General features: G+C 67.5%; 22 protein-coding genes, 1 tRNA gene and 1 pseudogene. 6 read left to right on the plus strand and 18 right to left on the minus strand.

Annotated features, from left to right (window positions below):
• Positions 1–244, plus strand: a pseudogene (locus MKK88_RS21950) (transglutaminase family protein); the annotation flags it as partial.
• A 19-nt stretch (positions 245–263) separates the two neighbouring features.
• Here the strand turns inward: MKK88_RS21950 and MKK88_RS21955 are convergent.
• On the minus strand, positions 264–1,031 hold the full coding sequence (locus MKK88_RS21955; RefSeq protein WP_244003471.1) for a Crp/Fnr family transcriptional regulator: 768 nt from the start codon (positions 1,029–1,031) through the stop codon (positions 264–266).
• 479 nt (positions 1,032–1,510) lie between these two features.
• Between MKK88_RS21955 and rpsA the strand changes: the two genes are divergently transcribed.
• From rpsA to MKK88_RS21975, 4 genes are all read left to right on the plus strand, one after another.
• Positions 1,511–3,223 (plus strand): 30S ribosomal protein S1, encoded by a 1,713-nt coding sequence (gene rpsA / locus MKK88_RS21960; protein WP_244003473.1) that lies wholly within the window; start codon positions 1,511–1,513, stop codon positions 3,221–3,223.
• A 338-nt stretch (positions 3,224–3,561) separates the two neighbouring features.
• Positions 3,562–4,524 (plus strand): signal peptide peptidase SppA, encoded by a 963-nt coding sequence (gene sppA / locus MKK88_RS21965; RefSeq protein ID WP_244003475.1) that lies wholly within the window; start codon positions 3,562–3,564, stop codon positions 4,522–4,524.
• 50 nt (positions 4,525–4,574) lie between these two features.
• On the plus strand, positions 4,575–4,886 hold the full coding sequence (locus tag MKK88_RS21970; protein ID WP_010683170.1) for an integration host factor subunit beta: 312 nt from the start codon (positions 4,575–4,577) through the stop codon (positions 4,884–4,886).
• A gap of 18 nt (positions 4,887–4,904) precedes the next feature.
• Positions 4,905–5,273 carry a LapA family protein gene (locus MKK88_RS21975; protein ID WP_244003477.1) on the plus strand — a complete coding sequence of 123 codons (369 nt, stop codon included), beginning with the start codon at positions 4,905–4,907 and terminating at the stop codon, positions 5,271–5,273.
• A 1-nt stretch (position 5,274) separates the two neighbouring features.
• Here MKK88_RS21975 and MKK88_RS21980 read toward each other — a convergent pair whose 3' ends face one another.
• From MKK88_RS21980 to MKK88_RS22020, 9 genes are all read right to left on the minus strand, one after another.
• On the minus strand, positions 5,275–5,937 hold the full coding sequence (locus tag MKK88_RS21980) for a phosphoribosylanthranilate isomerase (protein WP_244003479.1): 663 nt from the start codon (positions 5,935–5,937) through the stop codon (positions 5,275–5,277).
• A gap of 59 nt (positions 5,938–5,996) precedes the next feature.
• A complete protein-coding gene (locus MKK88_RS21985) occupies positions 5,997–7,103 on the minus strand; it encodes a DUF2125 domain-containing protein (RefSeq protein WP_244003481.1) in 1,107 nt (368 codons plus the stop codon).
• 157 nt (positions 7,104–7,260) lie between these two features.
• Entirely contained in the window at positions 7,261–7,707 is a 447-nt protein-coding gene (locus MKK88_RS21990; RefSeq protein WP_244003483.1) for a hypothetical protein, read from the minus strand.
• Positions 7,708–7,816: 109 nt separating this feature from the next.
• The gene (locus MKK88_RS21995) at positions 7,817–8,596 is read right to left on the minus strand and encodes a lysophospholipid acyltransferase family protein (protein ID WP_244003484.1); all 780 of its coding nucleotides are present in this window, start codon (positions 8,594–8,596) and stop codon (positions 7,817–7,819) included.
• A gap of 75 nt (positions 8,597–8,671) precedes the next feature.
• Positions 8,672–9,181 (minus strand): hypothetical protein, encoded by a 510-nt coding sequence (locus MKK88_RS22000; protein WP_244003486.1) that lies wholly within the window; start codon positions 9,179–9,181, stop codon positions 8,672–8,674.
• A gap of 91 nt (positions 9,182–9,272) precedes the next feature.
• Positions 9,273–12,470, minus strand: coding sequence for an efflux RND transporter permease subunit (locus MKK88_RS22005; protein WP_244003488.1), 3,198 nt, complete (start codon positions 12,468–12,470; stop codon positions 9,273–9,275).
• Between the two features lie 107 nt (positions 12,471–12,577).
• Positions 12,578–13,732: an efflux RND transporter periplasmic adaptor subunit gene (locus MKK88_RS22010; protein WP_244003490.1), complete on the minus strand. Its 1,155-nt coding sequence runs from the start codon at positions 13,730–13,732 to the stop codon at positions 12,578–12,580.
• A 143-nt stretch (positions 13,733–13,875) separates the two neighbouring features.
• Positions 13,876–14,196: a rhodanese-like domain-containing protein gene (locus tag MKK88_RS22015; RefSeq protein WP_244003492.1), complete on the minus strand. Its 321-nt coding sequence runs from the start codon at positions 14,194–14,196 to the stop codon at positions 13,876–13,878.
• A gap of 116 nt (positions 14,197–14,312) precedes the next feature.
• Positions 14,313–15,596, minus strand: a complete 1,284-nt coding sequence (locus MKK88_RS22020; RefSeq protein WP_244003494.1) for a glycosyltransferase family 4 protein — start codon at positions 15,594–15,596, stop codon at positions 14,313–14,315.
• 142 nt (positions 15,597–15,738) lie between these two features.
• On the opposite strand from MKK88_RS22020, the gene MKK88_RS22025 reads away from it, so the two are divergent.
• Positions 15,739–15,815, plus strand: a tRNA-Pro gene (locus MKK88_RS22025).
• 15 nt (positions 15,816–15,830) lie between these two features.
• Here the strand turns inward: MKK88_RS22025 and MKK88_RS22030 are convergent.
• From MKK88_RS22030 to MKK88_RS22065, 8 genes are all read right to left on the minus strand, one after another.
• The gene (locus MKK88_RS22030) at positions 15,831–16,931 is read right to left on the minus strand and encodes a tyrosine-type recombinase/integrase (protein WP_244003496.1); all 1,101 of its coding nucleotides are present in this window, start codon (positions 16,929–16,931) and stop codon (positions 15,831–15,833) included.
• On the minus strand, positions 16,921–17,166 hold the full coding sequence (locus MKK88_RS22035) for a hypothetical protein (RefSeq protein ID WP_244003498.1): 246 nt from the start codon (positions 17,164–17,166) through the stop codon (positions 16,921–16,923). The genes MKK88_RS22030 and MKK88_RS22035 overlap by 11 nt, the downstream gene beginning before the upstream one ends.
• Positions 17,163–17,699, minus strand: a complete 537-nt coding sequence (locus MKK88_RS34310; RefSeq protein ID WP_409566694.1) for a GIY-YIG nuclease family protein — start codon at positions 17,697–17,699, stop codon at positions 17,163–17,165. Before MKK88_RS34310 ends, MKK88_RS22035 begins: the two co-directional genes overlap by 4 nt.
• Before the next feature lie 3 nt (positions 17,700–17,702).
• The gene (locus MKK88_RS22045; protein ID WP_244003503.1) at positions 17,703–17,864 is read right to left on the minus strand and encodes a hypothetical protein; all 162 of its coding nucleotides are present in this window, start codon (positions 17,862–17,864) and stop codon (positions 17,703–17,705) included.
• Positions 17,865–18,032: 168 nt separating this feature from the next.
• On the minus strand, positions 18,033–18,242 hold the full coding sequence (locus MKK88_RS34315) for a ClpX C4-type zinc finger protein (RefSeq protein ID WP_409566695.1): 210 nt from the start codon (positions 18,240–18,242) through the stop codon (positions 18,033–18,035).
• Positions 18,235–19,056: a hypothetical protein gene (locus MKK88_RS22055; RefSeq protein ID WP_244003505.1), complete on the minus strand. Its 822-nt coding sequence runs from the start codon at positions 19,054–19,056 to the stop codon at positions 18,235–18,237. Before MKK88_RS22055 ends, MKK88_RS34315 begins: the two co-directional genes overlap by 8 nt.
• The gene (locus MKK88_RS22060) at positions 19,053–19,190 is read right to left on the minus strand and encodes a hypothetical protein (protein ID WP_244003507.1); all 138 of its coding nucleotides are present in this window, start codon (positions 19,188–19,190) and stop codon (positions 19,053–19,055) included. Before MKK88_RS22060 ends, MKK88_RS22055 begins: the two co-directional genes overlap by 4 nt.
• Positions 19,190–20,401 (minus strand): hypothetical protein, encoded by a 1,212-nt coding sequence (locus tag MKK88_RS22065; protein WP_244003509.1) that lies wholly within the window; start codon positions 20,399–20,401, stop codon positions 19,190–19,192. Before MKK88_RS22065 ends, MKK88_RS22060 begins: the two co-directional genes overlap by 1 nt.
• Positions 20,402–20,493 lie beyond the last annotated feature (92 nt).

The following is a 20,493-nucleotide window of genomic DNA, read 5'->3' on the forward strand; positions in this document are numbered from 1 at the left end:
TCCGGCGCCGATGGATTTCTCCGCGTGGTTCGAGGCCTACCTCGACGGGCCGTCCGGCCCGCGCTGGTACACGTTCGACGCCCGCCACAACCGCCCCCGCATCGGCCGCATCGTCATGGCCCGCGGCCGCGACGCGACCGATTGCGCCCTCACGACGAGCTTCGGCGCGGCGATCCTGGCGCGGTTCGACGTCCACACCGATGAAATCCCGGGTTTGCCGGACGCCTTCGCCAAGGCGGCCTGAACGCCGCCGGCAGGCAGGGTCAGGCGGGCTCGGTCGCCTTCTCGGCGGGGGCCTCGTCGTCGGCTTGGTGGAGAAAGGTGGGGTCGAATTCGGCCAGGGCGGCCAGCTCGTTCCAGTTCTCGATGGTCAGGACGCCGCCGCCCAAGGTCACCAGCCCACGCAACCGCAGGGTCCGCAGAACCCGATTCAAGTGGACGCTGGTCAGTCCCAGGGCGTCGGCCAACTCGGACTGCTTGGGGGCGAGGGGGCAGCTCGTCCCATTGGCCAGGCCGATGGCCTTTTGGCGGAGATACAGCTCGCAGAAGATGTGGGCCACGCGGCCGAGTGCCTGTCGACGACCCAGGCTGGTGATCCGCTCGCGGTAATGCGCGGCGTCGATCAGCGTGTCGCGCCACAGGGCGGCGGCGAGCCCCGGATACTGCCTCGTGACCTGCCGTAGCTCATCGTGCCCGATGAAGGCGAGGGTGCACGTGGTCAGGGCCGCGAGGTGATGGTCCATCCGGTGCAGGTGCAGGCTCTGCAGATCCGGCATGTCCCCCGCCACGTAGAACGACTGGATCTGCCGCCCCCCCTCCGACAGGGCCGCGTAGCGCGAAACCCATCCCTGGAGCACGAGGCAGCATTGAGTCGGACGGTCGCCGAAGCTGACGATGTCGTGGCGGGCCGGCAGGCTCCGCACCGTATGGGGCAGGTTCAGGATGGCTGCGCGTTCGGCCTGCTCCAGCTGGGCGCAGCTGTCGAGCTTCCGAACCAGCATCTCCATCGGCGTGCTGTACCCATGGGGCATTGAACGCTCAGCCTCCGACTTGCCCGGTTCCGGAACACCCGGCGTCCGTGTGCGTCACAGGCGCCTCCTCGAGCCGATCCCGGCATTGACGCATCGCCCATTCGCGACCGCCCCCGGCCGCGCGCATCGGCGGCCCGACGTACAGCGCTCCGACTACGGCGGGCAAGGCATCCTTTGTCGACGCGACTGCTATCGGTCCTTCGTAAAGCAGAAGTCGGTCCCGTTGAAGTTTCGATCCCCATGCTGTAAGGCACGCGGGTCTTCCGGACCCGCTCTCGCGCGCTCGTCTTTCGGCGCGCCCGCCGAGCCGTCCGGACGGATCGCCCTCGTCATCCGTATCGACGCGTCGGCAAGCCGGTTCCTCCGGGATCTGGTCGCCTCTCCCGGAACATGCAGGGAGCGGCCGCGGCGGACAGGGGTGCTTGCAACGCGAGCCGCCGGCGCAACGGGCCTCCGAGGGAGGCCGTTCAGGAGATGGAATGACCGCAGGTACCGCTCTGGGGCATAGCCCGAGCCGCGACGATTTCGCCGCCCTCCTCGAGGAGAGCTTCCTCGAACACGAGATCACCGAAGGGTCCGTCGTCAAGGGTCGCGTCGTCGCGATCGAGAAGGACGTGGCCGTCATCGACATCGGCGCCAAGACGGAAGGCCGTGTCGCACTCAAGGAATTCACCGGTCCCGGCCGCGAGGGCGAGCTGAAGGTCGGCGACGAGGTCGAGGTCTATGTCGACCGGATCGAGAACGCTCTGGGCGAGGCCGTCATCTCGCGCGACAAGGCGCGCCGCGAGGAGAGCTGGGTCAAGCTCGAGAAGTCGTTCGAGAACAACGACCGGGTCATCGGCACGATCTTCAACCAGGTCAAGGGCGGCTACACCGTCGACCTCGACGGCGCCGTGGCGTTCCTGCCGCGCTCGCAGGTCGATATCCGCCCGGTCCGCGACGTCACCCCGCTGCTCGGCACCCCGCAGCCGTTCCAGATCCTCAAGATGGATCGCCGCCGCGGCAACATCGTCGTGTCGCGCCGGACCGTGCTCGAGGAGAGCCGCGCCGAGCAGCGCTCCGAGCTGGTGGCCAACCTCGAGGAAGGTCAGGTCATCGACGGCGTCGTCAAGAACATCACCGAGTACGGCGCCTTCGTCGATCTCGGCGGGATCGACGGCCTGCTGCACGTCACCGACATGGCGTGGCGCCGCGTGAACCATCCGTCCGAGGTGGTCACGATCGGCCAGACCGTGAAGGTCAAGATCATCAAGATCAACCACGAGACGCACCGCATCTCGCTCGGCATCAAGCAGCTGCTCGCCGATCCGTGGGAGGGCATCGCCGCCCGCTACCCGGAGGGCGCCAAGCTCAAGGGCCGCGTGACCAACATCACCGATTACGGCGCCTTCGTGGAGCTGGAGCCGGGGATCGAGGGCCTGATCCACGTCTCCGAGATGAGCTGGACCAAGAAGAACGTCCACCCGGGCAAGATCGTCTCCACCTCCCAGGAGGTCGAGGTTCAGATCCTGGAGGTCGATCCGGTCAAGCGCCGCATCTCGCTCGGCCTTAAGCAGACCCTGCAGAACCCCTGGGAGGGCTTCGCCGAGAAGCACCCGGTCGGTTCCGAGGTCGAAGGCGAGGTCAAGAACAAGACCGAGTTCGGCCTGTTCATCGGACTGGAAGGCGATGTCGACGGCATGGTCCACCTGTCGGATCTCGATTGGAACCGTCCCGGCGAGCAGGTCATCGAGGAGTTCAAGAAGGGCGACATGGTCCGCGCCCAGGTTCTCGACGTCGATGTCGAGAAGGAGCGGATCTCGCTGGGCGTGAAGCAGCTCGGCGGTGACCCCTTCGCCGAGGCCGGCGAGATCAAGAAGGGCCAGATCGTCACCTGCGAGGTCATCGAGGTGAAGGATTCGGGCGTCGAGGCGAAGATCGTCGACACCGACATGCAGACCTTCATCCGCCGGGCCGAGCTGGCCCGCGACCGCGGCGATCAGCGCCCCGAGCGCTTCGCCACCGGCGAGAAGTTCGACGCCCGCGTCGTGCAGTTCGACCGGAAGGCCCGCCGCGTGCAGGTCTCGATCAAGGCCCTCGAGGTCGCCGAGGAGAAGGAGGCGATGGCCCAGTTCGGCTCCGCTGATTCGGGCGCCTCGCTCGGCGACATTCTCGGTGCCGCCTTCAACAAGAAGCGCTCCGACGACGAGTGAGCGTCTGACACCGGCCGCCCGAACCGTTCGGGCGGCCAGCATGACAACCCGCGCGGGACCGGTGTCCGGCGCGGGTTTTCTTTTGCGCGTGACAACAATTCCAGGTTGACGTCGCGGGTCGATCCACGACTTCGCTGCACGCCCGGGGAACCGCGGCAGACAGCCGGATCATTTTCTTCGCGCGCCCCGTATCCACGCCCGCGGTAAATGCTTAGAACACCGGCCTCACCCGGCTTTGGTCGGGCGAGCCGAACGAAACCAAGGACTTGCCCGGCGCGGGGCGTGGCTCCCGCACCCCGTTGCGGGGGTCGGACCGGGGGCTTCAGGGAAGGCACAGCATGGCAGCCGACGCCGAACTGCTGATCGACCGGCGGCGCCTCCGCCGCAGGTTGTCCCTTTGGCGCGTGCTCGGCATTGGCGGCCTCCTGGTGGCGGTCGGCGCCCTTGGCTATCGCGTCCGCACCGGCGCGGAAGGCGGCTTCGCCGTGCAGCCGCAGATCGCGCGCATCTCGGTCTCCGGCTTCATCGCGGGGAGCGAGGCCACCGCCAAGCTGATGAAGCGCGTCGGCGACGCCGATGCCGTCAAAGCCGTGATCGTATCGATCAACTCGCCGGGCGGCACGACGACGGGCTCTGAAGAGATCTTCCGCAACCTGCGGGCGCTTGCCGCCAAGAAGCCGATCGTCGCCTTCGTGGACGGGACGGCGGCTTCGGGGGCTTACATCACCGCCATCGCGGCCGACCATATCGTGGCGCGGGAGACCAGCCTCGTCGGTTCGATCGGCGTGCTGTTCCAGTACCCGGACGTGTCGGGCCTGCTCGACAAGGTCGGCGTGAAGGTGGAGTCTGTGAAGTCGTCGCCGCTCAAGGCCGAGCCCTCAGGCTTCACGCCGACCTCGCCGGAGGCGCGCGCAGCCCTCGCCGCCGTGGTGGGTGACACCTACGCGTGGTTCAAGGGGCTGGTGGCCGAGCGCCGGGGCATGGATGCCGGCCAGCTTGCGACCGTCTCGGACGGCCGCGTTTTCAGCGGGCGTCAGAGCGTGCCGCTCAAGCTCGTGGACGAGCTCGGCAGCGAGCGTCAGGCGGTGGCTTGGCTGGAAAGCGCCCGGGGCGTGACGAAGGATCTTCCGGTCAAGGATTGGAAGCCCCGATCGGAGAGCGATTTCTCGCTCTGGTCGGCCGCGGGCGTCGGTGCCGATCTGCTGGGTTTTGAGGGTGTCGCGTCGCGCCTCCGGACGGTCGGCGCCGAGGCGCAGGCGGCCCGCGGCGGGCTCCTTGCCCTCTGGCGGCCGGAACCCTGAACGGCCGTCTCCCCGACGCCCGCCCCGATCCTGCAAGAAGACCGGACGCCATGATCAAGTCGGAGCTCGTCCTCAAGATCGCCGAGCAGAACCCGCATCTCTACCAGCGCGACGTGGAGATCCTGGTCAACGCGATTCTCGACACCATTTCCGATGCGCTCGCCCGCGGCGACCGGGTCGAGCTGCGTGGATTCGGCGCGTTTTCGGTGAAGCGCCGTGAGGCGCGCCGGGGACGCAACCCGCGCACCGGTGCCGCCGTTGCCGTGTCCGAGAAGGCGATCCCCGTGTTCAAGACCGGCAAGGAGATGCGCCAGCGCCTCAATGCGGCCGGCATCGGCGAAACGGCCTCGGCCGCAGAGTAGGAAGGAGCCCTGAGCGCGATGATCCGTTTCCTGAAGAGCCTCGTGCTGTTGCCGATCGCCGCTTTGGTGATCCTGCTGGCGGTGGCCAACCGCGCGCCGGTGCGGCTCTCCTTCGATCCGTTCAACGTCGATGCGCCGGTCTTCAGCGTGGACCTGCCGCTCTACGCGATCCTGTTCGGCGCGGTGGCGCTGGGCATCATCGTCGGTGGCATCTTCACGTGGCTCGGCCAGGGCAAGACCCGGGCTCGGGCGCGTTACCACCGCCGGGAGGCCGTGCGTCACGAGCGCGAGGCCACGCGGCTGCGCGCTTATGCGCCGGAGAGCGAGACGCCCGGCCCCTACATTGTCCCCAATACCGGGCGGACGGCGCTGCCGGCGCCGCGATAGCTCAGTCCATTCCCCGCGCAGCCGCCACGAAGGCCGCGATCCTGTCGGGATCCTTGATGCCCGGCGCCGACTCGACCCCGGACGAGACGTCGACGGCGCCGAGCTGCGTCCGCGCGAGGGCTTCGGCGACATTGGCCGCGTCGAGCCCCCCGGAGAGCATCGTGCCCGCCGGAAGGTCGCGATCGGCGAGGATCGTCCAGTCGAAACACCTGCCATTGCCGCCGGGCAGGGCCGAATCCGCGGGCGCCTTGGCGTCGAGGAGGATGCGGTCGGCGACCGCCACGTAGGCGGCCAGCGGCGCCAGATCCGCGGGCGATGCGAGGCCAAGCGCCTTCATCACCGGACGGCCGGTCAGGGCACGGATCGCAGCGACGCGCTCGGGGCTCTCCCGGCCGTGCAGCTGGATCAGGTCGGGGCCGACGGCTTCGACCACGCTCGTCAGCAAGGTATCGTCCGGGTCGACCAGCAGGACGACACGCTCCGCCCGGCCCTTCGCGCGGCGCGACAGGCCTGCGGCCCGGGCGACATCCACGTGGCGCGGACTGCGCGGGAAATGCACGAGGCCGATCCAGTCCACCCCGAGCGCCAGGGCGGCGTCGAGGGTGTCCTCGGTGCTGAGCCCGCAGATCTTGATGCGGGCCGGGGGTCGGGTCGCGTCGGCCATGGGCATCCTATAGCGGATCCGGCGGCGGAGAGCAGGGCGCTCCGCGCGCTGGCCTACCCTCAATACAGTGCGGGCAGGTAGACGTTCGGAATCGGGAAGCCGCTGAAGACGACCTTGCCGTCGATCAGCCGCAGCGGCGGAAGATCCTTCAGCGGCGTCGCGTCGGCTGGAGCGTCCGGGGGCGGGCGGCGGCTCAATCCCAGCAGGCCGCCGACGAGTTGGCCCACGAGCGCGCCGCGATCCGAGCCGAAGCGTTGCCCCACGATGGTACCAACCAGGGCGTCGATACCCGCCGCTCGAAGATTCAGCTGGCCGGCCGGTCTGTGGGCGGCATCAAGGGCCAGCGTGCCCTTCGCCTGGACGCGCTGCTCGCCCTTGGCCAGGGAGAGCCCTGCGATGTCCAGGGTCCCGCCGGCCTGACGCCAGCGCTCCAGCTCCCGCGGAACCGGCCCGGTTCGCAGAACGGTCGCCTGGGACAGGGCTGCGTCGAGGGCGAGATCGGCTGGGGCCTGGGTTCCGGTCAGAGCGTCGAGCTGCGGGACCGCCGCCTGAACGAGGCGCAGGCTGACATCCACCGCGCCCTCGGACTCGTAACGACCGGGATCAGGCCGGGCATGCAGTTCCAGATGCTGGCCCGAAAGCGCGATCGGCCCCGTCTCCGCGCCTGTCACGTTGACCTTCGGATCGTCCATCACGACCGAGGCCCGGGTGAAACCGTCCGAGGCACCGTGGAAGCTGCCCTGGAGGGCGCGCCAGGACGCATCGCCCGTCAAGCCGCCCTGATCGACATGGAATGGACCCGCGCTCTCGAACAGCACGAGGCGCGGCTGATAGATCTGCGCCACCGCGGTTGTCGGGCCCAGACGGAAGCGGCCATCCGAGCGCTCCAGCGTCACGGCGCTGCACCGCAATTCGAGGCGGAAAGGGTATCCGGTCAGGGTCCGATCGGCGCAGCCCCAGGTGCGGCCCGCGGCTGCTTCCCGCGCCATCCAGCCGTCGATCTCGCTGGCCGCCCGGCCGCGGATCCAGAACCAGCCGACCGACCACGCGATCACCACGACGGCCAGAAGGATGTAGGGGAGGAACAGCCCGAGCCGCGAGCGACGCCTGCCCCCGCGCGGGACAGTCTGCCCCGCGTTCACCGGCTGCGTCCGATCCTCAACCATGCGTTCCGCTCCTGCCGTAATCCCCTCAGGGACGTCACGACCCCGCCATGAGGCCACGCAAGGGGCGAAACTGGGGCGGCAGCGATCCGGGTCGACGGGTGCACGGATCGAACCGTGCGGACGCGGCCGCCCTCCACCGGCTCAGACCTGGGCCGACTCAGACCTGGGCTGGCTCCACCGTATCGACCTTCAGATCCTCGACGATCGCCATCCGCTCGGCCTCGGTGTCGGCAAGGCGATGGACATGCATCTCGGTGGCCCCGCCGCAGCGGACGCGATCCAGCCAGGTCCGGCGGAGATGGTCGCGCGGGTTCTCCTTGGAAGTGGCAACCGACACCATCTTGGCGATGCCGGTATCATCGCGGCGCACCGCGATCACCACCGCCTCCGCCATCTCGTCCAGGTCGAAGCCCCCGGCCGAATGGACACCGACCACGTAGCGCCGGCCCGAGCGGCCGCGCCAAGCCGAGAGCGGCAATGCGGGCGCGCCGCGCAGGCCCGCATTCGTCTTGAGACGTTCTTCACGCACATCCTGCCTCCGGCTGCGATCGTCCTTCAGGTCGCGGAGCGCGGCCGACCAGGACAGGGCTCTTCTGTTCGCCATTTGTTCCAACCTAGCGCGCGATATCCACAGCCGTCAAGCGTGACGTCCCTTAGGTAGGATGTGGGGATGATGCCCGTTATCCACAAGCCAGGATGAAGAGCTGCCGTCGTCAGCGGCGGGGTGCGGCCACCGCCGGCGCCTTGTCGGCCGGGACGGAATACCCAGCCGCGGTGAGGCCCTGTAGACCGCCTTCCACCAGGGCGTTGGAGGCTGATTCGAGGCGCTCCTGTGCCAGGGCCTGGAACTCCTGGCGCGGCAGACCGGGGGGGATTGTCGGCAGGAACTCGATGATCGCAGTCCCGGGACGGCGGACGAGGCTGTTGCGCGACCAGAACAGGCCGGTATTCAACGCAACCGGCAGGCAGGGGACCTGCAGGGCCGTGTAGAGGTGCGACAGGCCCTGCTTGTAGGCCGGCGGCGCCCCGACACCCCGGCGGGTGCCCTCGGGGAAGATGATCAGCTGGCGGCCCTGCCGGATCGCCTCGACGGCGGCGGCATTCATCAGGCTCATGGCCCGGGTGCCCTTCGACCGGTCGATCGCCACCATGCCGCTGCGCGACAGGTACCAGCCGATCAGCGGGATGAGCAGCAGCTCACGCTTCAGGATATAGGCGAAGTCCGGCAGCACCGTGCAGAGCGCCAGGGTCTCGAGGGCCGATTGGTGCTTGGCCGCCACCAGCAACGGCCCCGGCGGGATGTTCTCAAGGCCGCGGAACTCGACCCGGGTGCCGGCGACGACCTTCAGCAGCCAGAGGGTGATCCGCCCCCACAGGCGCGCGAGGCGCATCACCGCTCGCCCTGAGATCAGCGTCGGCAGACCGGCGACCGCCAGGATCGTCGTGGCGGTGTAGAAGCAGATGTTGAAGGCGAGAGAGCGCAGGGCGAGCATCGGAATCCGGGAATCGACGGCTCCCCTTAGCGCGCCCGGGCGCTCGCGGCCAAGCGCATCCGGCGCAGGTGTGTCTCAGGCGGCGCCGGCCGGCCGGTCATCCCGGTCGAAGCCGGCGCCGCGACCGGCGATCAGCCAATAGACCAAGCCGGCACTCGCGCCGACCACGAACAGAATCAGAGTCAGCCGCGCCTCAGCGGCCAGGAGGCCCGGATCCCGGCCGGACCGGACCACACCGCGCGTGAGCCAGGGGAGAACCGCGGTCAGCGCGCCGCATCCGGCCCCGTACCAGAGCAGCCCCCGCCGCCGAAACAATTCGCCACCGAGGCCCACCAGAGCCGGGGGCATGACCAGCAGGACAAACAAAGCCTGGGCGAGGCCGGCGACGAACAGCACGAGGCCCTCCGGCGGCAGCCCGGCCGAGAGGTCGGACAGGGCCATGTCGAGGCCCGCGAGCGCGCCACCGGTGAGCCAGGCCTGCGCGGCCGGATCGAGGAAAAGCGCCATCACCAGCACGGTGAAGCCCACCGGGACGGCGAAGAGGAGGGCGAAGGCCCCGAGGAACAGGCGGCCGAGGGCGTGCATGCCGCCAGCCTGTACACCGCCCCCTACCGCGAGTCGCGCGAAAGCCGCGCCCGAACCTTGCGGATCAAGCGCGGCTCCGGAGGGGGGCGCATCAACCGTGGGCGGGGGTGGCTTCGCCGTGATCGCCGTGGCTGTGCTTCTTTCGGAACCGGCCGAGCCAGAGCGAGAAGCGGCGGATCACCACGTAGAAGACCGGCGTCAGGAACAGGCCGAAGAAGGTCGCGCCGATCATCCCGAAGAACACCGCGGTTCCCAGCGCCTGCCGCATCTCGGCGCCGGGGCCGGTGGCGATCACCAGCGGCAGCGTGCCGAGGATGAACGCGAAGGCGGTCATCAGGATCGGGCGCAGCCGAAGCCGGCAGGCTTCGACCGCCGCCTCGACCGGGCCGCGGTGCTCCCGCTGCTCGATGTCGTGGGCGAATTCCACGATCAGGATCGCGTTCTTGGCCGCCAGGCCGATCAGCACGATCAGGCCGATCTGGGTCAGGATGTTGTTGTCCTGCCCCCGGAACTGCACGCCTGCCAATGCTGCGAGAACGCCGGTCGGCACCACCAGCAGGATCGCGAGCGGCAACGCCCAGGATTCGTACTGCGCGGCGAGCACGAGGAAGACCAGCAGCACGCCCAGCGCAAAGACCGCGCCGGCCGTACCGCTCGCCGCCTTCTGCTGATAGGCGATCTCGGTCCAGTCGTAGGAGTAGCCGTCCGGCAGGTTCTTCTTGGCGATCTCCTCCATGGCGGTGAGCGCCTGCCCGGTTGAGATGCCGGGCTTGGCCACGCCCTGGACCGGGACCGAATAGTACAGGTTGAAGCGCTGCACGATCTGCGGCCCGGTCACGTCCCGCACCGAGGCGAGCGTCCCCATCGGCACCAGCGCACCCGTCGAGGAACGGACCTTGATCTGCGAGATGTCCTGCACCGAGGTGCGGAACGCCGCGTCGCCCTGCAGGCGCACCTGATAGATGCGGCCCAGTGTGTTGAAGTCGTTGACGTAGGTGCCACCTAGATCCGCCTGAACCGACGAGAACACGTTGGCCAGCGGCACGTTCAGCATCCGCGCGATGGTGCGGTCGATGTCGAGGAAGAGCTGTGGCGTCGAATTGTCGAAGGTCGTGAAGACGCGCTGCACGTCCGCGCTCTGGTTCGCCTGACCGATCACCGCACCGGCGGCGGCCATCAGCGGGCCGATCTCCGACGATTGCCGGCTCTCGATCTGCATCTTGAAGCCGCCGCCGTTGCCGAGGCCCCGGACCGGCGGCGGCGGGATCACGATCACCCGGGCCTCCTGGATGTCGGAGGTGGCCTTCAGCACATCGCCGGTGATCGCCGCGGCGCTCCGGCCGGTCTCGGCACGCTCCTTGGCGCCCTTGAGAGTCAGGAACATCACGCCGGCATTGGTGGTGTTGGTGAAGGTCGCGCCGTCGAAGCCCGCGATGATCACCGCGTTGGCCACGCCGTCGACCGTGCGCGCCTGCTTGGCGGCGCGCAGGATCACGTCCGTCGTGCGGTCGAGGGAGGCGCCGGAGGGGAGCTGGACGACGCCGATCAGGTAGCCCTGGTCCTGGTCCGGGATGAAGCCCGTGGGCGTCGTCTGCGCGAGGTGGAGCGTGCCGGCGATCACCGCGGCGTAGACCAGCAGCATCACGCCCAAGCCCACGATCCCGCCGGTGAGCACCCGGATGGTCCGGCCATAGGCGTTCGAGGTCGCGTCGAAGGCGCGGTTGAAGCCGTTGGCCAGCCAGGCCACGAACCGCGTCAGGAAGAACTTCGGCTCCTTGCGGGCATGGTGGGGCACCAGCAGCAGCTTGCAGAGCGCCGGCGACAGGGTCAGCGAGTTGAAGGCCGAGATCAGCGTCGAGGCCGCGATGGTGAGCGCGAACTGCTTGTAGAACTGGCCCGAGATGCCGGGGATGAACGCGGTCGGCACGAACACCGCGGCGAGCACCAGCGCGATGGCGATGACCGCGCCGCCGACCTCGTCCATGGTCTTGTGGGCGGCATCGCCCGGCGACAGGCCCTCGGCCATGTTGCGCTCGACGTTCTCCACCACGACGATGGCGTCGTCGACCACGATGCCGATGGCGAGCACGAGCCCGAACAGGGTCAGGTTGTTGAGCGAGAAGCCGAATCCCGCCATCGCCGCGAAGGTGCCGATCAGCGAGACGGGAATCGCGATGACCGGAATCAGCGCGGTGCGCCAGCTCTGCAGGAACACCAGCACCACGATGACCACGAGGCCGACCGCCTCGAACAGCGTCTTGTAGACCTCGTGGATGGACTCCTCGATGAACTCGGTCGGGTTGTAGGCGATGCGGTACTCGACATCCGGCGGGAAGTTCTTCTTGACCTCCTCCATCACCTTCTTGACCGACGCCGCGGCGTCGAGGGCGTTGGTGCCCGGTCGCTGGAACGCGCCGATGCCGACCGCGGGAGTGTCGTTCAGGAACGAGTTGGTCGTGTAGTCCTTCTGGCCCATCTCGACGCGGGCGATGTCCTTCACCCGGACAAGGCGCCCATCCTGGGCCTTGATGATCACCTCGGCGAACTGCTCGGGCGTCTTGAACCGCGCCTGCGACTGCACGACGAGCTGGAACGCCTCGCTCTTGGCCGCGGGCGGCCCGTTGAGCTGGCCCGCCGCCACCTGGACGTTCTGCTCTTGCAGGGCCGTGGTGACGTCGGTGACCGAGAGGCCGTAGGCGGCGAGCTTGTTGGGATCGACCCAGATCCGCTCGGCGTATTCGTTACCGCCGAAGATCGTGATGTCGCCGACACCGTCGAGGCGCAGCAGCTCGTCGCGGATGTTCAGATAGATGTAGTTGGCGAGGTAGTTCTGGTCGTAGGTCTTGTTCGGTGAGAGCAGGTGCACGACCAGCATCAGGTCGGGCGAGGCCTTGCGCACGGTGACGCCGAGGTTGCGCACGTCCGGCGGCAGGCGGGGCTGGGCCACCGAGAGCCGGTTCTGCACCAGCACGTTCGCGATATCGAGGTTGGTGCCGACCTTGAAGGTCACGGTCAGCAGCATGTTGCCGTCGTTGGTCGACAACGACGTCATATAGAGCATGTTGTCGACGCCGTTGACCTCCTGCTCGATCGGCGTCGCGATCGTGGCGGCCACGGTCTCGGCATTGGCGCCCGGATAGGAGGCACGCACCGTCACGGTCGGCGGCACGATCTCGGGATATTGCGAGACCGGCAGGCTCTCGTAGGCCACAAAGCCGAGGATCAGGAACACGATCGACGTGACGGAGGCGAAGATCGGCCTGTCAACGAAGAAATGGGCGAAACGCATCGGTCAAACCTCTGAGGCCCGCCGGTCTCCCGGCCGGGGCCCTGCGTCGTCGGTGCGGGGCGCGCCGTAGGGCGCGCGCGATGGCAGTGACCGTGAGCCGGTCCGGCTCACGTCTTGCTCGGGGGCAGCTCGATGGTCTCGGGCGTCACCTTCGCGCCCGGCCGCACCCGCGAGGTGCCGTTGACCACGACCATCTCGTCGCCCTTCAGCCCCGACTGGATCACCCGGTAGCCGTCGACCTTCGGTCCAAGGACCACGTCCTTCTGCTGGATGACGTTCTCGGGCCCAACGATGTAGACGATCCGCTTGTCCTGGTTGGCGGCCACCGCCTCGTCGGGGATCAGCACGCCCTGGAACGGCTTGGTCGCCGGCATCGACACGATGCCGAACAGGCCGGGCTTGATGAACAGGTCGGGGTTCGGGACGGTGGCCCGCAGCAGGATGGTGCCGGTGGCGTTGTCGACGCGGTTGTCGACGAAGTCGAGCGTTCCCTTGCGGGTCGGCTTGGCCTCGCCCGAGAGCGCGATCAGGATCGGGACGCCCTTACCCTGCTGGGTCTGCCCCATGCCGATGCCGAGGCTGCTCTGATACTTCAGGAACGCCTTCTCATCGACGGTATAGCTGAAATAGATCGGGTCGAGCGACACGATGGTCGTCAGCAGCGTCTGGTCGGCGCTGACGATGTTGCCCTCGGTCACCAAACGCCGGCTGATCCGGCCGTTGATCGGCGCCTTCACCTCGCTGAAGTCGTAGTTCAGCTGGGCGTTGTTCAAGGCGGCCTGGGCGCTGTCGACATCGGCCTGGGCGGTCTGCGAGGCCTGCCGGCGCTGGTCGGTGACCTGCTCGGAGATGTTGCCGCTGCGTGACAGGGTCTGCGCGCGCTCCAGGTCCGTCTGCGAGAAGGATTGGCGCGCCTTGGCGGAGGCCAGGGCCGCCTGGGCCTGCTCCAGGGCCGCCTTGTAGGGACGCCGGTCGATGACGAACAGGACGTCGCCCTTCTTCACCGTCTGACCGTCGACGAAGTTGATCTTCTCGAGGTATCCGGTGACGCGAGCACGGACCTCGACGTATTCAATCGCGTCGAAGCGACCGGTATACTGGTCCTGCTCGACGATCTCGCGCACGACGGGCTTCGCCACGGTGACCTTCGGCGGAGGGCCACCCGGCGCCTGGGCATGGGCGGGCGTCGCGAGCGGTCCCGCGGCGAGACCGGCGGCCAGTCCGGAGAGCACGGTGAGAAGGCTGAGAAGCCGGCTGCGCATCGGGTTCTGCTGTCCATTGGCCGACCGACGGTCGTGCCGAGCTTGACGATAGTTCCGCCGCAGACGCGCCCTAACCCGCGCGCAACGATGTTGCTTGTGCGCCGGCGCACACGGCGGCTCCGCAGACCGGATGATCCGGCGGCCTACTCGATGGCTTCGCCGGCGCCGTACCAATCCTTGAAGCCGCCTTTGTAGTGGCGGGTGATGTCCAGGCCCGCCTGCTGCGCCGCCATCAGCGCGTGGACCGATCGGACCCCGGACGCGCAGGAGAAGACGGGCTGCCGCCCGTCCTCGGCCACGAGGGCGGCCACGGCCTCGGGGTCGAAGCTTGAGAGCGGATGCGAGACGGCTCCGGGGATGTGACCGGCGCTGTATTCATGCGGTTCCCGAACATCGATGATCAACATCGAGCCATCGTCAACACCACTCTTAACCGCATTGCGATCGAGGTCGACCACCTGCATCGACAGGATCTCCGTTCCGCCCGGGATTCATCAGCTTACGGGACTGACGCTTTTTCATATTCGTCAGGCCATGTCCGTGCAACTCGGCGCCGTATGAGTGCGGCAGGCGATCGCCGTCAGAGCGCCGCCAGAGTCGGACCGATCGCGTCGAAATGTGCGGCCCAGGTCGGCGGCTGGTATCCAGCGAGGCGGCGGGCCAGATCCTGCCGTAGCGGCGAGGCCGGCTCCGACAGGGCCTCGATCGCGGCTATCCAGCCCGGACCATCGACGGGATCGCGGAACAGGGCGAACCCCTCAGCGATCTCCCGATGGACGGGGATGTCGGAGGCCACCACCGGCAGCCCGGAGGCCGCGGCCTCCACGAGGGGGATCCCGTAGCCCTCGGTGAAGGACGGCATCAGCAGCGCCGTGCAGCTGCGCGTCAGCGCGGCGAGGCCGTGCGTCGACAGGCCGGTCGCCTCGATGGTGTGGGCGCGCACGCCCGGGCAGCGTTCCAGCATGTCGATGGCGCTCTCGGCCTCCCAGCCCCGGCGCCCGACCACGATGAGCCGGGGTGTGACGGCCCCATAGCGCTCGGCCAGATGCCGCCAGATCTGGAACAGGAGCAGGTGGTTCTTGCGCGATTCGATCGTCCCGCAGACCAGGAAGGTCGGCCGATCCGGCTGGAAGCGGGGTCCGTCGTGGCCGAAGGCCGGCTCGACGCCGAGATGGCCTACCGCCACCGGCGGCCGCCCGAACCCCTCGGCCGCCAAGTGATCGAGGGTCCGCTGTCCGGTATCGGCCGAGTTCACCAGGATCGCGGAGGCGTGGCGCCCGATCGTGCGCAGGCGCGCCCGATGCCGCTCGGCCTCGCCGGCGCGGCCGTATTCGGGATGGGTGATCGGGATCAGGTCGTGGACGAAGAAGGCGGCGCGCACATCCCGGCGGGTGTAGAGCCAGTCGAAGCGCCGGGGATCGTCGAGCCGCAGGTGCGACGTGTGCAGATAGAGCGCATCGCGTGGGAGCGCGTCGACCGGGCCGCCGCGCAGGGCGATCTCGGCCGCCGTCCGGGCCTGGATCCGGCGCCGCGCCCCGGTGCCGATCCGCGGGGCGGTGGCGTCGGTTCCGGGTGCGAGCCCCGTCGCGCCGCACCGCGCGGCCAACCGGCGGTAGACCGGATCGTCGAGTGCCCCCCGATCCTCGACCCAACCGGCCGCGACCGCCTCGACGATCGCGCGCGACCGATCCCGGTCGAGGATACGCGGACCGAACGCCGTGGAAACCACGCCGACGCTGGCGGCGGACCAGCTGAGGAAGGCGCGGGCATAGGCGAGATCGACGCGATCGATTCCGGACGGGCTGGCGTGGCGCAGGCGCGTGACGAGGCGGGTGAGATCGAAGGCGATCGGTCGGTCGGTCATGAACCTTGCTGGTGTCTGGGACGCGCGCACCCCGTAACGGCCGCACGCCGCGAGCGCCAGCGGTTCCCGGCTCGGGCGGGACCACGCGAAGGGGTTGCACGGGCGCCGCGCGAAGGCTAAGAGCCGGGGGCCCTAGCGGCGTCGGAGTGTAGCGCAGCCCGGTAGCGCACCTGTCTGGGGGACAGGGGGTCGTCGGTTCAAGTCCGGCCACTCCGACCATTCTTTCTCAGTGACTTAGCTGTCATTTGAGCCATCGCCCTTCTCACCGTTTGCTGCATCGTTTGCAGGGCGGTTCGGTTTCTGCCGGTTGCGTTCGTGTTCGTCGAGCTTCGCGATAGCTGACTCGGCAAGGCTCCGTGTGCGGGCTAGATACTGATCCAGGATCTTTTGCGCGTGCGCCTGCGAATGGCCCGTGATGGTCGCGATCTCCGGCACGTTGCAGCCGGCCTCGGCTAGCATTGTGACGGCCGTCCCGCGCAAATCGTGGAAGTGCAGGCCCTCCGCGATCCGGGCCGCCGCAAATGTTTCGCTCCAGACCTTGTGGAACCGGCGCTTCAGCCACGGGCCGCCGCGCGACGCGACGAGGATGGTGCCCGCGCGGCGAGGCGCCGCATCCAGCGCCGTCTTCAGCGCGCGGGTCGCTGGCACGTAGACCGTCCGCTTGCTTTTCCCCTGCTTGAGCGTGATCGCCGCCCCATCCCAGGCCGACCACGTCAACTTCAGCAGATCGCCCTGACGCTGGCCCGTATGCAAGGCGAGCATCATCGCTAGCCGGATTTCTGGGCGTGCGACAGCTTCGAACGCCTTCACATGCTCAGGCAGCCATATGATCTCGGCGCGGGTCGAGCTGTAGGCGCGTTCGAACGTGGCGATCGGGTTGTGCCGAATGTGGCCGTGGTCGACGCCCCAAGCGAACACCTTCGCCAGACGCGCTAGCTTCGCGTCGGCCGCTCGCGGGTGATCCTCGGCAAGCTGCTCATGCCATTTCAGGAAGGGCGGTCGGCTGCGTGGGTTCTCGACGATCTTAAGGGGTGTCTTGCCCCACTTTGCCTCGCACGCCCGGATGTTGAATTCCTCGTTGGCGCGGGTCTTGTCCGAAAGCTTCTTGGTCCATGCCCGGCTGGCCTGGTACTGCCGGATCAGCCACTCTACCGTGCCTTGGCTCCGATTGAGCGCGGCTGACCGGCCAGCGTCCTGATACGAGGCGACGAACTCTGCGGATCCCGGCTCACCCTGTAGCTTCGTCCCGGTCGCCCGGTGGTAGTAGTGCGTGCGGATTGTGCCATCGGCCAGCTTGCGGCGGACCGTGTTGATGCCCGTCAGCTTAACCCGCATGCTCTGCCAGCCACTCGTCGATTGACGGGGCGGCATCCGATAGCAACCCGGAGCGCCGATCAAGCGCCCGGTCGATAGCCTTGCGATCCCAGCGTGTGGTGCCGGCCATGGCCCGCGGGACGATGCCCTTGCGCACCCACTCGTCGAACGCGGCCGTGGTATCGCAGCCGCAGTACTCGGCGGCTTGGTCGCGGGTCAGGCCGCGAGGAAGCATGCCAAGCGGCAGTGCGGTCATCCGACGACCTCCTTACATCCACCTGCGATCCACTCCGCAAGTTCGCCCTCGCGGACGAACCACTCGCCTTGGCGACGATGCTCGGCAAACCGCCGATGCAGTTCTTTCTCAAGCAGCAGGCCGCCTGGGAACGTGGCATAGATCTCCAGCTTTTCGGGGCACCCGGTCTGGATGCCAGCGATACGGTGCTGCACGTCGCGCTGAGTGATGCCGATCTTCACGTACTGCGCGAAGCCGACGACATAGATCGTCGTGGTGGCGCGGGGCCGTCGAGGGGGGATGGCTGGGGTGCCTATATCGGCCCTGAAATATCGGCCGCGACCGTTCTGCGAGCCTCCAAATGGCTGTTTAAGCCGCTCAGCGATGAGTTGGCGCCGAGGGTCGCCGTCTGGGAATGCCGCCTCAAAAGCTGCGACTATGCCAGGGCGACTGCTCTCGTCGCCGACTGGTTCCCCTAGACCCATACGAAGAATTTCACGGGCCCGCGCCTTGATGGCTTCCGCGCGCACTGTATCGGAACCACGCCCGCTCATTGCTCAGCCTCCTGTGCGAGAATGGAAAGGGCGGGATCCGGGCCGATCCGTCAGGATGCAGACGATCTCAAAGGCGTGGACCGTGAGGATGTGCAGGCTGATCGCGATCCAGAGCAGGGCACCGGAGGCCACAATCGCCGTGAAGGTCAGGATAGAATTGCTCAAGGCTTCGTCTCCTCTGTCTTGCGAAGGCGGGCTGGCATCTTTGCGAAAGCGGCCTCTATTGCCTCACGGAAGCCCGGCCCTGGACCGAGCAAGTGTGGCTGGCCGGGCCAGCGGTCGAGCAGGATGCCCCATGCGGCGGCGATCATCTCGGGGGTGGGGATGAAGGGCTCAGCGGCCATTGCGAACCTCCACCTTCGGAGGTGGCACGATCTGCCATGTCTTGCGCCAAGCGCGGGTGAGAGGTGTCGTCCTTTCCGCGATGATCTCGACGCACAGATCGACACATTCATCGCAAATGAACACAACCGGCCCGGCTATGAGTTGTGCGCGCTCGTATTGGCTGTAGCCGCAGAACGAGCAGTACAGGGGCTCAGCCATTCTGCTTCTCCGGGTCTGAGGAGGACAGGGCGGCTCTCCGCATCGCAGAGAGCGTCGGATGATGGCGAATGAAGTCGAGGGCTTGAGCCTCATTGCCTGGGCCGCCGTGCGGGAGGCCGCGGTCACACCATTTCAGCGCGAATGTCGCGAAGTGCCTTAGTTTCCCGTTCTCCGCTCCCAGCTTCGCCACCCGTTCCCTGAGAGCAGCTATCTCAGTCCATGCCTGCTCATCCGCCACGTCGCGGGCGAGGTGCTGCATGGCGCTTTCTTTCAAATCAGCGCGAAGCTTGCTCGTGACGCCAGCGATCTCGTTCGGCAGGTAGCCCATGAAATCCAAGCTGCACTCAGGGCCGATGCAGGCGCCGTTGCCGATCGCTTTCGCGCTGTCGCAGACGATGCCGCGTAAGGCCTGAAGCCGAGCGCAGGCGTCTCCGTACATCTTGGCGAGGGCGATGAGGTTGTCTTCGGCTCGTCTACGACGACGAGCTTCCAGCATTCGCTTTTGAAACATCCACGGCCAGCTTTTCCAGCGGTCCCGAAACCGCTCGGCCTTTTGCGTGCGCCGATGCAGGTCTCGGGTAAGAGCCCGAGCCCGATCCCGTTCTTCTCGTGCGGCCATAAGATCGGAGTGGAGGCGGGCGATCGTGGCCCGCGCCCAGTTGACATGGGCAAGAGCTTCAGCCTCGGTCGTGAAGCGATCCGTACCCTCAGCGTGGATGTTCCCGCCGCCGATGGGATTGATGCAGAAGCTGTGAAGCTCGGGCTCGCCCTCGGTTCCGGGGCTTGTAGGATCGGGGTTGAGGGAAGCGGTCATGGCTTCGCTCCGCACGGCTGCAACGGGGGCATGTGCGAGATCACGGCCTGTGTGTAGCCGCAGGTGCTGAGACCGAGGCAGATGGCGAGGATCACTGCCGCCAAGCCGAGGCCGTTAGCGAGATCTTCGTGCATCACGACCGACCTCCCTTCCCCGGCTCGCGCAGGACGGCGGCGGGGTGAGAGGAAAGAATGCGGAGGGCGAGTTCGACCCGCTCGGCATCTTCGAGATCGTCAACCTTGCGGAAGTTGATCGCCAGCCGAACTGGGTCGCGAACGCCATCAAGAAGCTGCCTCGCCTCTTCCACCGTCATCTCAGGCTGTGAGGGGGTGGATTGGGGAAGGGGTTGGGGCGTTGCCTTGCAGGCCGGGCCTTCGTCTTCGACCGAGCCCGTTCCGGTCTCGGCACTACGTGCATCAGTCCCTAACGCTTCTTTCGCGTTCTTGACTGCATCTACGATAGCGAGGGCCATGGTCTCGCCCCAACCATCGTAGCCATTGCTGGGCGCGCCGTCGTCCGGACAGATCCAAGCATGAATGTCGAGGTGGCATTCATCCAACGCGTAGGCCCATCCTGGGAACTCGCGTTTGACCAGAGCAATAGCGTCATCAATCCCGCCCGATGGCATCGCAGCGGCGAAGGCGGGGGAGGGAAATTGGGTTTCACCGTCGAGCGCTTGGCGATGAGCCTCCATAGCGGCCTCGATGGTCCCGCCAGTCACAGTTCGCCAGTCTTTTATCCAAGGAAGATCGTAGCGTATCCGCGCGCCATCGGGATGCTGACCAGGATGCGGACGACGCGGCCATGAACCTGCCAATTTGAGAGCCGGGCCGCGCGATGGGATCGCAGTCGCTTGCGACGAAGACCCGTCAGGGGCTTCGCCCGTAGGGCTAGAGCCCGGTGCCGTCAGGCACGCGCCCAGCACATCCCTCTGTCCCTGCTTCCGGGCTTCGGACATGAGGGCGAGGATGGCGTATTCAGCAGCGAGGTGCGTTTGGGTACGATCGTTGTAGAGCAACGCCCCGATCTGTTCGGCCCTCTCCAGCCACCGTTCCCGCTCCTCACTCCCTACGGCCGGGATCTCTGCGAGCTTCGCCAGGGCGTCGCTGCCAGTACAAGTAGCGGCTTGGATCGCCTGATATGCGGCGTGGACTTCCTGCCGGCTGATATCGCGAAGGGACTCCTCTTGCTCGGCCCAGGCGCCGGGGTCCTCCCCACCACAGAACTCGCGCGCAATGAAGGGGCGTGAAACTTCCCATGCCGCTATGCAGCCGGCTTCAATGGCGCTGTCAGGCTGCTTCGCCAGGGCGTCGGTCTGGGCGGGTGTAATCGGGGTGACGGGCATGGGTCAGTGTCCTTTCCCCTGAGTGGTAAAGCGTTCGCGGATGATGTTGCGGATGTCGGCGGCGATGGCGTCAGCAGCTGAGATAGCCGCGG

The organism is Methylobacterium sp. E-005 (genome assembly GCF_022829725.1).
In the GTDB taxonomy this organism is placed as follows: domain Bacteria; phylum Pseudomonadota; class Alphaproteobacteria; order Rhizobiales; family Beijerinckiaceae; genus Methylobacterium.

Coding starts and splice junctions, on each gene's coding strand:
- MKK88_RS21955 (WP_244003471.1), bottom strand. CDS start 1,031: ATGCCCCATGGGTACAGCACGCCGATGGAGATGCTGGTTCGGAAGCTC.
- rpsA (WP_244003473.1), top strand. CDS start 1,511: ATGACCGCAGGTACCGCTCTGGGGCATAGCCCGAGCCGCGACGATTTC.
- sppA (WP_244003475.1), top strand. CDS start 3,562: ATGGCAGCCGACGCCGAACTGCTGATCGACCGGCGGCGCCTCCGCCGC.
- MKK88_RS21970 (WP_010683170.1), top strand. CDS start 4,575: ATGATCAAGTCGGAGCTCGTCCTCAAGATCGCCGAGCAGAACCCGCAT.
- MKK88_RS21975 (WP_244003477.1), top strand. CDS start 4,905: ATGATCCGTTTCCTGAAGAGCCTCGTGCTGTTGCCGATCGCCGCTTTG.
- MKK88_RS21980 (WP_244003479.1), bottom strand. CDS start 5,937: ATGGCCGACGCGACCCGACCCCCGGCCCGCATCAAGATCTGCGGGCTC.
- MKK88_RS21985 (WP_244003481.1), bottom strand. CDS start 7,103: ATGGTTGAGGATCGGACGCAGCCGGTGAACGCGGGGCAGACTGTCCCG.
- MKK88_RS21990 (WP_244003483.1), bottom strand. CDS start 7,707: ATGGCGAACAGAAGAGCCCTGTCCTGGTCGGCCGCGCTCCGCGACCTG.
- MKK88_RS21995 (WP_244003484.1), bottom strand. CDS start 8,596: ATGCTCGCCCTGCGCTCTCTCGCCTTCAACATCTGCTTCTACACCGCC.
- MKK88_RS22000 (WP_244003486.1), bottom strand. CDS start 9,181: ATGCACGCCCTCGGCCGCCTGTTCCTCGGGGCCTTCGCCCTCCTCTTC.
- MKK88_RS22005 (WP_244003488.1), bottom strand. CDS start 12,470: ATGCGTTTCGCCCATTTCTTCGTTGACAGGCCGATCTTCGCCTCCGTC.
- MKK88_RS22010 (WP_244003490.1), bottom strand. CDS start 13,732: ATGCGCAGCCGGCTTCTCAGCCTTCTCACCGTGCTCTCCGGACTGGCC.
- MKK88_RS22015 (WP_244003492.1), bottom strand. CDS start 14,196: ATGCAGGTGGTCGACCTCGATCGCAATGCGGTTAAGAGTGGTGTTGAC.
- MKK88_RS22020 (WP_244003494.1), bottom strand. CDS start 15,596: ATGACCGACCGACCGATCGCCTTCGATCTCACCCGCCTCGTCACGCGC.
- MKK88_RS22030 (WP_244003496.1), bottom strand. CDS start 16,931: ATGCGGGTTAAGCTGACGGGCATCAACACGGTCCGCCGCAAGCTGGCC.
- MKK88_RS22035 (WP_244003498.1), bottom strand. CDS start 17,166: ATGACCGCACTGCCGCTTGGCATGCTTCCTCGCGGCCTGACCCGCGAC.
- MKK88_RS34310 (WP_409566694.1), bottom strand. CDS start 17,699: ATGAGCGGGCGTGGTTCCGATACAGTGCGCGCGGAAGCCATCAAGGCG.
- MKK88_RS34315 (WP_409566695.1), bottom strand. CDS start 18,242: ATGGCTGAGCCCCTGTACTGCTCGTTCTGCGGCTACAGCCAATACGAG.
- MKK88_RS22055 (WP_244003505.1), bottom strand. CDS start 19,056: ATGACCGCTTCCCTCAACCCCGATCCTACAAGCCCCGGAACCGAGGGC.
- MKK88_RS22060 (WP_244003507.1), bottom strand. CDS start 19,190: ATGCACGAAGATCTCGCTAACGGCCTCGGCTTGGCGGCAGTGATCCTC.
- MKK88_RS22065 (WP_244003509.1), bottom strand. CDS start 20,401: ATGCCCGTCACCCCGATTACACCCGCCCAGACCGACGCCCTGGCGAAG.